Origin of the sequence: Campylobacter sp. BCW_4332, assembly GCF_001763175.1 — a bacterium.
Taxonomy (GTDB): domain Bacteria; phylum Campylobacterota; class Campylobacteria; order Campylobacterales; family Campylobacteraceae; genus Campylobacter_D; species Campylobacter_D jejuni.
Window position 1 is genome coordinate 49342 of sequence record NZ_MJYF01000012.1, and the last position, 14559, is coordinate 63900.

Below are 14559 nucleotides of genomic sequence, written 5' to 3' on the forward strand. Positions count from 1 at the left end.
ATTTTATATTTTTTTACTCTATGGAGCGGGAAACGAGATTCGAACTCGCGACCCCAACCTTGGCAAGGTTGTGCTCTACCCCTGAGCTATTCCCGCAAAAAATAAGTGGTGCCCGAGGTCGGACTCGAACCGACACAAGGTTGCCCTTACCAGATTTTGAGTCTGGCGCGTCTACCAGTTTCACCACTCGGGCTCATTTTTAAGATTTAAAGTTGAAATTATACTTTTTTAGACTAAAAAATACTTTAAAAATAAAAAGTATTTTCAAAAAGATTATATAAAATTATGTAATTTAAATTTTTGGAACAGTTATTGCTTTTGTTTATTAGCAATGTTTGAAAAGATTTTAACTTTAATACTTTAGAGGAAAAAAATGAGAATTACAAATAAACTTAATTTCACAAATAGTGTGAATAATTCTATGGGCGGTCAAAGTGCTTTATATCAGATATCTCAACAACTTGCTTCAGGTTTAAAAATACAAAATTCATATGAAGATGCAAGCATTTATATAGATAATACGCGTCTTGAATATGAAATTAAAACATTAGAACAAGTAAAACAAGCAACAAACAGTGCAAAAGAAATGACTCAAAACAGCATGAAAGCTTTGCAAGATATGGTAAAACTTCTTGAAGATTTTAAAGTTAAAGTAACTCAAGCTGCAAGTGATGGGAACTCTCAAACTTCAAGGGAGGCTATAGCAAAAGAATTAGAACGCATAAAAGAGAGTATAGTTCAGCTTGCAAATACTAGCGTTAATGGTCAGTATCTTTTTGCAGGCTCACAAGTTGCAAATAAACCTTTTGATTCCAATGGTAATTATTATGGAGATAAAAATAATATCAATGTAGTAACTGGAGCTGGAACTGAAAGTCCTTATAATATACCTGGATGGGATTTATTTTTCAAAGCAGATGGAGACTATAAAAAACAAATTACTACTAATATCAGTTTTACAGATAATCGTTATACAGATAAAGATAAACAAGAATATTTAAACGGGGATTCTGCTTGGAAGCAGCTTATCGGGCAAAATTATGTAAAAGATGGAAAATTAGATCCGGATATAGATTTTGAAGATAAAGACCGAAAACTTAATTTTCCACCTTCAACACTCTATGTTCAAGGAACAAAACCAGATGGAACAAGCTTTAAAAGTGCAGTTTTAGTAAAACCAGATGATAAAATAGAAGATGTATTAGAGCAAATTGGTGCACTTTATGGCAACACTGCTAATAATAAAGTTGTAGAAGTAAGCATCAATAATAGTGGTCAAATTCAAATCACAGATTTAAAACAAGGCAATAATAAATTAGACTTTCATGCCGTAGCCTATACTCCACAAATGGACAAAACAGAAAGTTTCAAAGCAATGGAAAAATTTGTTAAGGATAATGATCTTAACATGGATAATGTTACCAATGCTGTTATGCAAGAGGCTATGAAAAATGGTGATATTACCAATCCAACTAGTCCAGTTACTATTAAATTAACAGGAAAAGATGGAAAAGAGCAAGAGTTTACCTTTAGTTTAGCTCAAACTGATTTTATTAAAAGCAATATGACTGATTCAGCTGGCAACAAAGCCAATGGTGCAGATTATGATAATGTTTATTTTGAAAAAGATGGAAATACTGTTTATGGTAATGTTTCTCAAGTTATTAAAGGAAGTAATGCTTATGCAACTGATTCAACCAAACTTAGCGAGGTAATGGCAGGAAATAGTCTAAATGGTACTACTTTAAATTTAAAAGTCAATTCCAAAGGTGGAAATTCTTACGATGTTACTATAAATTTACAAACTTCAACTGTAAGCTATCCTGATCCTAATAATCCAGGTCAAACCATAAGTTTTCCTATAACCCATACTGATCCTGCAACTGGAAATAGTGGAGTTGTTACAGGATCAAATGATATTACTTATGGTCAAATCAATGATATTATAGGTATGTTTGCCGCAGATAAAATTCCAACCCAAAGCATAACAGCTACAAATGGAAAAGTTGATGCAAATGGTTATAATAGTTTACAACAACTCATGAAAGATTCTCAAGCTACTGTTGATGTAAGCATGGATTATAAAGGTCGCATTAGCGTTACCGATAAGCTATCCTCAGGAACCAACATAGGAATTTCTTTAAGTGATTCTCAAAGTGGACATTTTCCGCAACCACCTTATACCACAACTGCGCAAGTAGAGAATGGTCCAAATTTTAGTTTTAGTGCCAATAATGCTTTAGTTATAGATGAACCAAATGTTGATCTTATAAAAGATTTAGATACTATGATAGATGCGGTTTTAAGTGGTAATATGAGAGCCGATGGAAATTCGGCCGATCCAAGAAATACCGGAATGCAAGGAGCTTTAGAAAGACTCGATCATTTAGCAGATCATATCAGCAAGCTTAATACAACCATGGGAGCTTATCATAATACTATAGATGGTGTCAATACTCGAGTAAATTTCTTAAGCGTAAATGTGCAAAGCATTAAGTCAAATGTTATTGATGTAGATTATGGTGAAGCTATGATGAATTTAATGCAAGTTCAACTTGCATATCAAGCTTCTCTTAAGGCTAGTACAACAATTTCTCAACTTAGCTTATTAAATTATATGTAAAAATTTATGGTATAATTTGGCTTTGATTTTATTTTTAAGGAAAGAATATTAAAAAAGAAGCCATTTTTACCAGCTCTACACTTGTTATTTTTTATATTTGTCTTTGTATGCTAGCACCTAGCATGGGAGAATGGGTTTACAAGGCTAATTTATTTTTATTTGGAGAATTTGGGTATTATTATCCATTTTTTTTACTTGTGTTAAATTATCTTTACTATAGAAAAAATTATAAAATAGAAAATTTTAAGCGTAGAGAGCTTTTTGGTTTTTCTTTAGCCTTTTTTTCTACTTTGCTTTTATTTTCTATCTTTTATAGAGAGTTTGGGTATATTTTAGAAATTGTATATGGATTTTTTTCTATAATCTTAGGACATACGGGGAGTGGAATTTTCGCTCTTTTGCTTTTGCTATTTTCTTTGATCTTATTGTTTCCGAAATTTGCAAAAGAAATTTTAAAAATAGAATTAGATTTTACTTTTTTATTAAAAGTAGAGCAAGCTTTTAAATCTTTACTTATGCATGTATTTGGCGGAGAAAATGAGAAAGAAGATGTAGGTAAATCAGAACCTATGGCTCCAAAATTAAATATTTTGCAAGATAGTATTTATGAGAATTTACAAATAAATAAAAAAGAAAAAACCAATAACTTAGAACAGATAATCAAAGATTGCAATATCAATGCAAGTAAAAATTCAATTACCACAGCTAAGGAAAACTTTGAAAAACTAAAAAATCAAATTTTAGATGAAACCATAGAGATTGATACACAAAGCTTAAAAGAATCAAGAAGTTTTGTTTATGAGCATTCTCAACAAGTGCGAAATTTCGCACAAAAGGCTAGCAAAATGAGCATTAGCCTTGATGAAGATTTTAATTTTATTTCAGAAGAAGGGGTAGATATGATTCCTGAACGTTTTTTAAAACCTAAAAAACTTGAAGATATAAAGCAAATAGATACAAATAAAAATTTAGATGAGCCAAGTTATAAGCGTAAAAATATTGAAATTCCAGTTTCTAAACAGGAAGTTAAACCAAAAATTTTCACAAAAGAGCTTGAACTTAGAGAGAATTTGATAAAAAAAGAAAAACTAGAACAAGAATACAAAGCCTATCAAAATGAAATTTTAGAAAATAAAGTAAAACAAGAAATTAAAAAATTAGAAGAATATGATGCGATAAATTCAAGCGATATTATAGAAGGGAATAAATACAGTTTTAATAACTCAAAGACAATCAAAACAGAAACAAAAGAATCAAACAAAATAAATGAAAATAAAAATCCAGATAAAGCAGACAATATCTTCGAATTTACTCCTATTGTAGAAGAGTTAAATCATCCTTATATAGAACCTACTCCTATAAAAAATATAAATGAAATAGTTATAGAAGAAAAAAATACACTCGATTTTATCCAAAATACAGAAATTAAAATCGATAATGAAAAAACAAATGATCAAGAAATTAAACTTCAAAAAGCAGTTTTAGCCAAAGAAATTGCTATTAACCAAGCTTTATTGCGTGAAATAGAGCAGGGTGAGATAGAAAAACCAAAAGATTTCACCTTGCCACCATTAGATTTTTTAGCTAATCCAAAAGAGCATAGACAAGAAATCAATGAAAGTGAAATAGATAAAAAAATTTATAATCTTCTTGAAAAGTTGCGTCGTTTTAAAATAGGTGGCGATGTTATAAGTACTTATGTTGGTCCTGTGGTAACTACTTTTGAATTTCGTCCTAGCGCAGATGTGAAAGTAAGTCGTATTTTAAATTTACAAGATGATTTAACTATGGCTTTAATGGCAAAATCAATCCGTATTCAAGCTCCAATACCAGGAAAAGATGTTGTAGGTATAGAAGTCCCAAATGATGAAATTCAAACTATTTATCTAAGAGAAATTTTACAAAGCGAAGTTTTTAAAAATGCTAAAAGTCCTTTAACTATAGCTTTGGGCAAAGATATAGTAGGCAATGCTTTTGTAACCGATCTTAAAAAACTTCCGCATTTACTCATCGCAGGAACTACAGGTAGCGGTAAAAGTGTGGGGATAAATTCTATGCTTTTAAGTCTTTTATATCGTAACTCTCCTAAAACCTTGCGTTTGATGATGATAGATCCTAAGATGCTTGAATTTAGCATTTATAATGATATTCCTCATCTTTTAACTCCTGTTATCACAGATCCAAAAAAAGCGGTCAATGCGCTTTCAAATATGGTGGCTGAAATGGAAAGACGCTATCGTTTAATGGCAGATGCAAAAACCAAAAATATAGAAAATTACAATGAAAAAATGAAAGAATTAGGTAGCGAAGAGCTCCCTTTTATTGTAGTAATTATTGATGAACTTGCTGATTTGATGATGACTGCGGGTAAAGATGTAGAATTTTATATAGGAAGACTTGCACAAATGGCAAGAGCAAGTGGAATTTACTTGATTGTAGCTACACAACGACCTTCTGTTGATGTTGTAACAGGGCTGATCAAAGCGAATTTGCCAAGTAGAATTTCTTATAAAGTAGGGCAAAAAGTTGACTCTAAAGTTATTTTAGATGCTATGGGTGCTGAGAGTTTACTTGGAAGAGGGGATTGTTTATTTACTCCTCCTGGAACAAGCTCTATAGTGCGTTTGCATGCGCCTTTTGCAAGCGAATTTGAAATAGAAAAAATCGTGGATTTTCTAAAGGATCAACAAAGCGTAGAATATGATGAAAGCTTTTTAAAAGATCAGCAAAGCGTGGGTGTTACAACAAATGAAAGCTTTGATGGGGAAGTAGATGAGCTTTATGAAGAAGCCAAAAGAGTGATCTTAGAAGATGGAAAAACAAGCATTTCTTATTTGCAACGCCGTTTAAAAATCGGCTATAACCGCTCTGCAAATATTATTGAACAACTTACGCAAAACGGGATTTTAAGCGAACCTGATGCCAAAGGACAAAGGGAAATCTTGTAAGATTTTTCTTGTATTTTTGATATATAAAACTGATTACAAAAGAAGAAATTTAAAAAGAAAAAGCCCCGTAAAAAGGGCTTAAAAATTATTTATCTCTAAGATTTAATTCAGTAATTAACTTACTATAAGAATTATAATCTTTTCTTTTAAGATAAGATAAAAGTCTTTTTCTTTGACCTACAAGTTTTAGAAGTCCTAGTCTTGATGAAAAGTCTTTTTTGTAGATTTTTAAATGTTCTGTAAGTTCTGCAATTCTTGCAGTTAAAAGAGCTACTTGAACTTCTGTTGAACCAGTATCACCTGGTTTTTTAGCGAATTTCGCAACTATTTCTGCTTTTTTGGCCGAATCCAAAGCCATGATAGACCTCCTGATTGGTAAAATAATAAAATTAAAGAACTGTAATTTTATCTTAAAAAGCAAAAAATAAACTGAATTTATCCTTTTTAGAAGGTTTTGTCAAAATTTAAGTCTTTTTCTAAGAATTATTTATTATAATTACAGCTATTTCTGTAGTTATAATAAGGAGAATTTGTGCTATTTACCAAAGCTAGCGAATACGCTTTACTTTCTTTAATTTATATTTCTCAAAAAGAAGCACCTCAAGATGTAGATTCTTTAGCTTTAGAGCTTGATATTCCCAAAAGTTTTTTAGCTAAAATTTTACAAACTTTAGCTAAAGATGGCTTGTTAAAATCCTTTAAAGGGGCAAAAGGTGGTTTTGCATTAATCAAAGAACCAAATCAATATACTATAAAAGAAATTGTTAATAGTGCTGAAAAAAAGGATATCAGTGTATTTGAATGCAGCGGTGGTACTTGTCCAAATAATAAAGAAAAAAATTGCACCTTAATGCCTATGTTAGTAAATTTACAAAATAAAGTAGATGAATTTTTAGATTCTATTACTTTAGAAGATATTATGAAAAATAATGGCAAAAAATAAAATAGTCGATTTAGTTTTTCCTTTTTTGGGGCCTTTAATTGCTCCTGTTTTAAAAGCTAAAAGCTTAACTATTGTTGGTTTTTTAGTTTGCATTTTAGCTATTATTATAGTTCCTTTACCAAGTCCTATTTTGGACTTTTTCTTAGCTTTAAGTATAGCTTTATCGGTATTAATTATTTTAATTTCTATTTATATACCTAAACCGACAGATTTAACAACTTTTCCAACTTTAATCTTGATTATTACTTTATTTAGACTTTCTTTAAATATAGCTACTACAAGGATGATTTTAAGCGAAGGGCAAAACGGCCCTGAAGCTGTGAGTGAGATTATAGCAGCATTTGGAGAATTTGTTGTTGGTGGAAATATGGTCATTGGTGTGATTGTATTTTGTATCTTAGTATTGATTAATTTCATGGTTGTAACAAAAGGTAGTACAAGGGTTTCTGAAGTACAAGCAAGATTTACACTTGATGCAATGCCGGGTAAACAAATGGCTATTGACGCGGATTTAAATGCAGGACTTATCGATGAACAAACCGCTAGAGCAAGACGTCAAGAAGTTATTGCTGAAGCAAACTTCTATGGTGCAATGGATGGTTCTTCTAAATTTATCAAAGGAGATGCTGTTGCAGGAATTATCATAACTATTATAAATATCATAGGTGGTTTTTTAATAGGATCTTTTCAGCACGATATGGCTTTAAGCGATGCTGCATCTACTTATACTATTTTAACCATAGGCGATGGACTTGTATCGCAAATTCCAGGGCTTATTACTTCTACTGCAACCGCTATAATTATCACTCGTGCAAGCAAAGATGAGGAAAATTTTGCAGAAGGAACTTTAACTCAACTTTTAAGTGAATATCGCACACTTTTAATAGTAGGTTTTGTACTTTTTATCTTTGCGTTAGTACCTGGTTTGCCAACTTTATCCTTGGGCTTTATGGCTTTAGTTTTTTTAAGTCTTGGCTATCTTACCAAGCAGGTTAAGGAAGGTAAAATTGATATAACCACAGTTAAAAAAAGCAAACCAAGTGCCGCAGCTGCATCTCAAAGTGGAGCAGGTGGGACAACGGCAGCACCTGCTAAGAAAAGCGAAGAGGAAATTCTCAAAGAAGAAGAGCACAAGATTAACGACATACTCAAAGTTGAAATTTTAGAACTTGAACTTGGATACGGACTTATTAAGCTTGCTGAAAACGAACTTACAGAAAGAATTCGCTCAATGAGAAGAAGTATTGCTGAAAGTTTAGGATTTTTAATGCCAAAAATAAGAATAAGAGATAATTTAAGACTTAAACCAAATGAGTATAGTTTTAAACTCAAGGGCGTGTCTATAGCAAGTGCTGAAATTTATCCGGATAAATATTTAGCCATGGATAGTGGTTTTATCACAGAAGAGATAGAAGGGATTGCTACAAAAGAACCTGCTTTTAACTCTGATGCACTTTGGATTGATGCGAATTTAAAAGATGAAGCAACATTAAATGGCTATATAGTAATAGATCCTGCAAGTGTTATTTCAACACATATGAGCGAACTTATCAAAGCACACGCAAGCGAACTTCTTACACGCCAAGAGGTGCAAAATATTCTTGATAAGGTTAAAAATGATTATCCAATCATTGTAGAAGGTGCTTTAGGTGTTGCACCCGTAAGTCTTATTCAAAAAATTCTCAAAGACTTGCTTAAGCATCACATACCAATTAAAGATATGCTTACTATTTTAGAATCTGTAAGCGATATAGCAGAAGTAAGCAAGAGTTTTGATATGATTATTGAACATGTAAGGGCGTCTTTAGCTAGGATGATTACAAATATGTATTTAGATGATAAAGGAAATTTGGATATTTTTATCTTAGACTCTGCTAGCTCTGCAGTTTTAATGGAAAATGTACAATTTAGAGATGGAAGTTATCACTTGCCTTTAAGTGTAGCTCAAACAGGCACTTTAGTAGATACTCTAAGGGCTGAAGTTGCCGCGGTAGCAAATGGTCGTATCAAGCCTTTTATACTTTGCGTTGAACCGCAACTTAGAAAATTCATTGCTGATATTTGTTATAATTTTAGCATTAATATAGTAGTGTTAAGTTTTGCAGAAATTGCAGAAAATACAAATTTTAATACCGAGGGTATTATTAGGATAGAACTTTAAGGAATATAATGAAAATTTATCATCTTTCGCACACAGATCTTGATGGTTATGCTTGTCAATTTGTAGTAAATTTTTATTTTAAAAATGTGAAATTTTATAATTCTAATTATGGTAAAGAAATTAATGAAAATTTTAACTCTATTATAGGCGATATAGAAAAAGATGAAAATTTCGGAAAAGCTATTATTCTAATAACAGATTTAAATTTAAATTTAAATCAATGCGAAGAATTTGAAAAAATTTGTAAAGAGAAAAATATTAAAATTTTTCTTCTTGATCATCATCAGAGTGGTGAAGAATGCGCTCAAAAATATTCTTGGTATTTACTTGATTCTAAAAGATGTGCAACTAAAATCGTTTATGATTTTTTCTCTAAAATCTGCACCCCAGTTTTAAAACTTTCAAAATTTGTTGATGTAGTTAATGCTGTTGATATTTGGCTAAGCGAGGATGAAAATTTTGAACTTGGAAAGGTTTTTTTAGGCTTGATTGCCAATGCAAAAGAAATAAATCGCGTAATGTTTAAAGAATCGCAAATTGATTATATGTTTTTCTTGCTTGATAAGGCTTGGAAATTTATAGGAAAAGAAAATGCGAATATTTTACTCGATAATGCTACTCATTTTATAAAAAAGGATTATTTTGCCAGAAAAAATGATGATACTCTTTCTAATTTAATTTCTTATTTTGTAGTTGAAAAACTAAGTGAGCTAAAAGAAAATTTCAGTATAGAATATGAAGGCCATAAAGGCATCTTAACTTCAAATATAGGCAATACTTCTGTTATTGGAAATGATTTTTTAGTAAAAAATCCTGATTATGACTTTTTTATTGATGTTAGTTCTAGAAAAACCTTAAGTTTTCGTGCAAATGGAAAAATAGATGTAAGTTTAATGGCTAAAAATTTAGTAGGTGGTGGTGGACATAAAAATGCTAGTGGTGGACTTTTTGCGACATTTAAAGATGGAGCAAATTATAATCATATTAAGGCTCAAATTATTGATTTAATTAAAAGCAAAGAACTTAAAAAGGAAAACAATGAATCAAAACAATAATAAAACCTTAAAAAATGAACTAGAAGATTTACAATATGAGCTTAGCATAGTTTTAGAAGCTATGCTTTTATACGCTGGAGTTAAAAGAGAAAAATTAGAAAATGCAATAGAAGCTTATATCGATAATATAGATAATGTGCTCGAAAATTCGAACAAAGAAGGGGTTGATGAAATTTTAGAAGTCGTGGAATTTCTAAAAAATAAATACAAAGATTTTTTTCAATGAAAAAGTGTATTTTATTTTTTTTTAGTTTATATTCTTTAAGTTTTGCTAATATTTACGAAAAATTAAATGATTTTGCTTATGAAAAAAAACCGAACAAAGATTTTAAGATTCAAGAAGTTAAATTAGTACAATTTTCACAAGAAAATAAAGATTGCCTTGAGCTTTTAATAGAAGCTGGTCAAGTTAGAATTTTAAATAGCTATAACTCTTGTCAAAAATTATCTAAAGATAAAAGTTTTCAAAAATTTCTTAATGAAGATTTTTTAAAACTTTATAAAAATAATGGATACTTGATTAATGAAAATTTACAAAATTTGAAAAATACCATGCAGGATATTATGATATATTATAAACTCCGATATTCTTTTAGTAAAGATGTAAAAGATATGAGTAAAGATAAGAATTTGGATGTTTTAAATATAGATGAAAAAGATGGCGGTACTTTGCTTTATAAAATCAACAATCAAGCTTGCGTTGGAATAGAACTTACAAGACATGACTCAAGAATGGCTATGAAAATATACGGAATAGAAAATTTGGATAAAGAGTGCAAACTATTTATCCAATCGCCTTCTTTTAAAGATCTTTCTTACACAAAAAAAGATTTTAAGTGGTATTATTTAGAATAAATAAATGCTTTAATTTTTAAATAAAAATTTTTAAAAATCACACTTAAAGTAAAGGTATCTTGCCTTCCAAGATTTTGAAAAACGCAGTTATCTAAGTCTTTTTTTTCTTGAATGCTTAAATTTTTCATTAAACCAACCTTTAAAAATATTGCAAGCTTCAATTTTATCAAAAAAAACTTTATTTTTATTTTAAAGTTTTAATTATAAGGCAAATAAATATTGTTTTAAGAATTTGAAGTTTTTTATTGAAATATTATTAACTTTTATTGACTTTTTTGAAGCAAAGTTATATACTGAATTCGAATTAGACAAATTTAAGGAGGAAAAATGATGAATAAATTTTCTATAGTTTTAACTTTGTTGTTATGTGGAAGTTGTGCTTTAGCCTTAGATCCAAATTTGGAAAAAACTAAGAGTGCAACAGGTATTGATCTACCTACTGCCAAATGGAATTTACCTAAGGCTTTAAATGAAGATGGTACTATAGATGAAACTAAAATGCCAAAAAATTCAGAATATAGCAAAATGGTTATTTTGGGAAATAAAATTCTTAATGAAACAAGTAAATATGTAGGTCCACAGGCCAAAGATCCTAAAAAAAGATTTGCGGGAAATAATCTTTCTTGTTCAAGTTGCCATGCTAATGGTGGAAGTGTACAAAATCAATCAGGTTTTGTAGGAATTTGGGCAAGATTTCCACAATATAATGCCAGAGGAGATAAAGTAATTACCTTAGCAGATAGGATCAATGGCTGTTTTGAACGCTCTATGAATGGCAAAAGAATGCCTAGTGATGCGCCTGAAATGAAAGCCATGCTAACTTATATGCAATGGTTATCTCAAGGAGTTCCAGTAGGAGCTAAGATAGAAGGGCAGGGGCTTAAGAAGATAGATTTCATCTCGAGAGCAGCTGATCCTAAAAAAGGTAAGGCAATTTATATGGATAAATGTGCCGTTTGTCATCAAGAAAATGGATTAGGGCTTAAAAATGAGGATAGTGCAGGGGCGTATTATCTTTATCCACCACTTTGGGGCAATGATAGTTATAATACAGGAGCTGGAATGTATCGTCTTATCAAAGCTGCTTCTTATATTAAAGAAAATATGCCTCAAGGTGCGCCTGACTTAAGTCTTGAAGATGCTTATGATGTAGCAGCTTACATGAATTCACAAGCTCGCCCTATTAAAGCAAATAGAGATAAAGACTTTCCAGATAGAAAGGTTAAACCTTTAGATATGGATGTAGGACCTTATGATGATAGCTTTTCTACAACCCAACATCGCTATGGACCTTATACAAATATGATCAAAAAATAATTTTAAGGCAATTTTTATTGCCTTAAAAAATTTATTATTTCATATTGCTTAATTTTTTAACTAGATCTTCTAAATCTTGCATCGAATTGATTGCACTTGGGTTAATTTGATATTTTCCATTAACAACAAAAGCAGGGGTGCCATAGGTTTTAGCTATATCATTAGCTCTTTGAAACTCGCTTAAAATTTCTTTAGCTTTTGGGGTATTTAAAAAATTTAATACTTCATTTTTATTTACATTCATAGCCTTTAAACCTATGTCGTAAAATTCATCTAAATTCGAAAAATTTCTTTGCTTGTTTAAAAAATAAGAAACAAAATAAACATCAGCAAGTTTATGAGATAAACTATCAGAATAACTCGCGTCTTTACCATTTTGCTCATCTTTGTATTGAGCAAAGGCAAAAAGCTCATTCATTTCTTTGGAAAAATCTCCATTCATTAAACTTACAGGATAGAGTTTAAAATGCAAATTTGGAAAAGCTTCTCTTAGTTTTTCAAGGGTTCCAAATTTATGATGATTATAACAATGTATACATTTATAAGAAAATGCTTCTATTACACTATTTTCGGAGTTGGGTAAATTTGGATTAAGAGTAATAAAACTATTATTTGCTAACGCAAAACTTGAGCAAAATACAAGCGCTAAAACAAATTTGCAAAAAAAATTACGCATACTATATCCTTGATTAAATAAAATTTTCAGAGATAATTTTATTTAAAAAAAATAAATAAGCCCAAATTTATTTTTGGGCTTATTGTTATTTTTTAGGATTGAATGCTTGATCAACACTAAAAGGCATTGCTTGATAACCCGTGCCTGAACCGCTAAATTGAATTTGAACCGAAGGCTCCTTAGCACCCCAGTTAAATTCATCAATTTCAGGTTTTGGCTCCCCAAGACTTACACCTTTGCTAAGATCAAAAGCCATTCCAGCTGTTGCGCTATAAACCATAATAGAATCTTTATCTGGTTCATATTGAGTTAGAGAAGTTACAGGAGAAAACCATTCATTTCCACGATTTTTACCATATTCCCAAATTTGTTCCACAGTTTTATTTTGCTGATCGATTTTATAAATTACAGCACGAGAATATTTTTGACTTGCAAACGCAGGTTGTTCAGCTCCTCTTGCATCACCATTATCAAAAACACTTATATAAATATAACGCTTGTTTGATTTACTATCAATTCTCCAGCCTGTATGTTGCGTCCAAGTGAAATCAAATCCACCATTGTCATTTTCATAACCTGGGCATTTGCTATAATCATCACAAACAATTTTTTTGCCATTTTTATCTACAGGTTGCAATAAATATTTTTGAAATTCTTTATTCCACCCTTTATGTGCCCCTAAAATCCATTTTATTTTTTTATCACGACCAATTTTAACAACAGCACTTTGATGGCGACTAGAAATAATAATACTATCATCACTTGGATCATAATCAACGCTATTTACATGAGCCCAATTCCTACCTATACCTGTACCTGCTATATCTCCAAATTTGTCGCTTTCATCCATTTTAGCAAGTTCTTCATCGCTTAAAGTTTTACCCGCTTTGCTTGCATCTATATTTAAACACACTGGACCTTGATCTAAAGCTTTGATAATAGTACTTCTATAAGGATCTAAAATCTCATACAATCTCCAATCATCAACAACATTACCATTCTCATCTACTTCTATAATAGTATCACGCACTGTGCGTACATGCTTACCATCTGGACGCAAAGTATTTGCTGAAGCTACTCTTAATAAATAATGCCCATTTTGCATATTGTCCATAGCATGAGAAAAATCTATATAGGTAGCAGGTAATTTGCGATTGAAAATTTCTCTTCCTAAGATATCGTATTTTACATATCTTTGACCAAATCCCCAAGTTAAAGCTCCATCTTTGTTTTGATGAAAACCCATCATAATTCCACGATTGTAAATATTATCCCAGTTCATTAGTTTATCGTTATCAAAATACCATCTGATTTCACCCTTAGTATCTATGATAAAGACATTTGAATTTTCATCCCATTCCATAGCACCACCTACAGGATTATTCCATACAGATTGTGAGCCTTTGCCAGATTGTTTTCCAGGAGCATTATTTACTAAATATAGCCTATCTGAAAATTTTGGATCCATTTTTAATACTTTCACATTTTCAAAAGGAGTTCCTCTTTGATCAGTACTTCCACTTGGTTCTATGCTAACCCCTGGAGTTGTAATTTTATAAATCTCATCAATGACTTTTTGACTTTTACCATTTGCAGTTTTAGTATAACTTACCTTTACTGTATTTAAATAAGAAGGATAAAGTCCAAAAATAGGAATTCCACCATAAGTCTTAGCCATTTTAGAATTCACATTATAAGAAATAGTTTGACCATTTGGTTTAGGAACAATGGTTACTTTTATATCACTTAAGACATAACCATTATCCATAATAATAGCGGTCAAAGGAGACAATCCATAAGGATTCATTTTAATCGCACCTATTTGTCCTTGAATTTGCCAATCTATTTTCGCTCCACTAGGACCACCCATGGCCATTAAAGCATTAGGTGCAAGTAGGGTAGAACCCGCCAAAAGTGCCATACAAAGAGTTTTGCTAAGTCTCATGATCAATCCTTTAAAATTATTCAAGCCATCCTAAGA

Annotated in this window: 12 protein-coding genes and 2 tRNA genes; 8 read left to right on the plus strand and 6 right to left on the minus strand. The window is 30.9% G+C overall.

Annotated features, from left to right (window positions below; translation table 11 throughout):
- Positions 1–21: 21 nt before the first annotated feature.
- Positions 22–96 (minus strand) — tRNA-Gly (locus AJN64_RS00875).
- A 10-nt stretch (positions 97–106) separates the two neighbouring features.
- A tRNA-Leu gene (locus AJN64_RS00880) sits at positions 107–193 on the minus strand.
- A gap of 180 nt (positions 194–373) precedes the next feature.
- On the opposite strand from AJN64_RS00880, the gene flgL reads away from it, so the two are divergent.
- Complete coding sequence (gene flgL / locus AJN64_RS00885) at positions 374–2623, plus strand: flagellar hook-associated protein FlgL (protein ID WP_044779240.1); 2250 nt, start codon at positions 374–376, stop codon at positions 2621–2623.
- A 107-nt stretch (positions 2624–2730) separates the two neighbouring features.
- Complete coding sequence (locus AJN64_RS00890; RefSeq protein WP_070292546.1) at positions 2731–5571, plus strand: FtsK/SpoIIIE family DNA translocase; 2841 nt, start codon at positions 2731–2733, stop codon at positions 5569–5571.
- An 85-nt stretch (positions 5572–5656) separates the two neighbouring features.
- Here the strand turns inward: AJN64_RS00890 and rpsO are convergent, their stop codons facing one another.
- Positions 5657–5929 (minus strand): 30S ribosomal protein S15, encoded by a 273-nt coding sequence (gene rpsO, locus AJN64_RS00895; RefSeq protein WP_002852579.1) that lies wholly within the window; start codon positions 5927–5929, stop codon positions 5657–5659.
- A 174-nt stretch (positions 5930–6103) separates the two neighbouring features.
- Here rpsO and AJN64_RS00900 point away from each other — a divergent pair, with 174 nt between their 5' ends.
- The 5 genes from AJN64_RS00900 to AJN64_RS00920 are packed head-to-tail and all read left to right on the plus strand — an operon-like array spanning position 6104 to position 10585.
- On the plus strand, positions 6104–6514 hold the full coding sequence (locus AJN64_RS00900; protein ID WP_044780498.1) for an Rrf2 family transcriptional regulator: 411 nt from the start codon (positions 6104–6106) through the stop codon (positions 6512–6514).
- Entirely contained in the window at positions 6501–8675 is a 2175-nt protein-coding gene (flhA, locus tag AJN64_RS00905) for a flagellar biosynthesis protein FlhA (protein WP_070292547.1), read from the plus strand. Before AJN64_RS00900 ends, flhA begins: the two co-directional genes overlap by 14 nt.
- A gap of 8 nt (positions 8676–8683) precedes the next feature.
- Positions 8684–9730, plus strand: a complete 1047-nt coding sequence (locus tag AJN64_RS00910) for a DHH family phosphoesterase (RefSeq protein WP_002861508.1) — start codon at positions 8684–8686, stop codon at positions 9728–9730.
- Positions 9714–9956, plus strand: a complete 243-nt coding sequence (locus tag AJN64_RS00915) for a hypothetical protein (protein ID WP_002852415.1) — start codon at positions 9714–9716, stop codon at positions 9954–9956. Before AJN64_RS00910 ends, AJN64_RS00915 begins: the two co-directional genes overlap by 17 nt.
- Positions 9953–10585, plus strand: a complete 633-nt coding sequence (locus AJN64_RS00920) for a hypothetical protein (protein WP_002861507.1) — start codon at positions 9953–9955, stop codon at positions 10583–10585. Before AJN64_RS00915 ends, AJN64_RS00920 begins: the two co-directional genes overlap by 4 nt.
- On the opposite strand, the gene AJN64_RS09455 is transcribed toward AJN64_RS00920, so the two are convergent.
- Entirely contained in the window at positions 10573–10713 is a 141-nt protein-coding gene (locus tag AJN64_RS09455; protein WP_053872213.1) for a hypothetical protein, read from the minus strand. The two genes, AJN64_RS00920 and AJN64_RS09455, sit on opposite strands and share 13 nt — an antisense overlap.
- Positions 10714–10915: 202 nt before the next feature.
- Between AJN64_RS09455 and AJN64_RS00930 the strand changes: the two genes are divergently transcribed.
- Positions 10916–11902, plus strand: coding sequence for a c-type cytochrome (locus AJN64_RS00930; protein ID WP_044779283.1), 987 nt, complete (start codon positions 10916–10918; stop codon positions 11900–11902).
- A gap of 34 nt (positions 11903–11936) precedes the next feature.
- Here the strand turns inward: AJN64_RS00930 and AJN64_RS00935 are convergent, their stop codons facing one another.
- Positions 11937–12578, minus strand: coding sequence for a thiol:disulfide interchange protein DsbA/DsbL (locus tag AJN64_RS00935; protein ID WP_002861504.1), 642 nt, complete (start codon positions 12576–12578; stop codon positions 11937–11939).
- 85 nt (positions 12579–12663) lie between these two features.
- Positions 12664–14523: an aryl-sulfate sulfotransferase gene (locus tag AJN64_RS00940; protein WP_070292548.1), complete on the minus strand. Its 1860-nt coding sequence runs from the start codon at positions 14521–14523 to the stop codon at positions 12664–12666.
- Between the last annotated feature and the right edge of the window lie 36 nt (positions 14524–14559).

Coding starts and splice junctions, on each gene's coding strand:
- flgL (WP_044779240.1), top strand. CDS start 374: ATGAGAATTACAAATAAACTTAATTTCACAAATAGTGTGAATAATTCT.
- AJN64_RS00890 (WP_070292546.1), top strand. CDS start 2,731: ATGCTAGCACCTAGCATGGGAGAATGGGTTTACAAGGCTAATTTATTT.
- rpsO (WP_002852579.1), bottom strand. CDS start 5,929: ATGGCTTTGGATTCGGCCAAAAAAGCAGAAATAGTTGCGAAATTCGCT.
- flhA (WP_070292547.1), top strand. CDS start 6,501: ATGGCAAAAAATAAAATAGTCGATTTAGTTTTTCCTTTTTTGGGGCCT.
- AJN64_RS00910 (WP_002861508.1), top strand. CDS start 8,684: ATGAAAATTTATCATCTTTCGCACACAGATCTTGATGGTTATGCTTGT.
- AJN64_RS00915 (WP_002852415.1), top strand. CDS start 9,714: ATGAATCAAAACAATAATAAAACCTTAAAAAATGAACTAGAAGATTTA.
- AJN64_RS00920 (WP_002861507.1), top strand. CDS start 9,953: ATGAAAAAGTGTATTTTATTTTTTTTTAGTTTATATTCTTTAAGTTTT.
- AJN64_RS09455 (WP_053872213.1), bottom strand. CDS start 10,713: ATGAAAAATTTAAGCATTCAAGAAAAAAAAGACTTAGATAACTGCGTT.
- AJN64_RS00930 (WP_044779283.1), top strand. CDS start 10,916: ATGAATAAATTTTCTATAGTTTTAACTTTGTTGTTATGTGGAAGTTGT.
- AJN64_RS00935 (WP_002861504.1), bottom strand. CDS start 12,578: ATGCGTAATTTTTTTTGCAAATTTGTTTTAGCGCTTGTATTTTGCTCA.
- AJN64_RS00940 (WP_070292548.1), bottom strand. CDS start 14,523: ATGAGACTTAGCAAAACTCTTTGTATGGCACTTTTGGCGGGTTCTACC.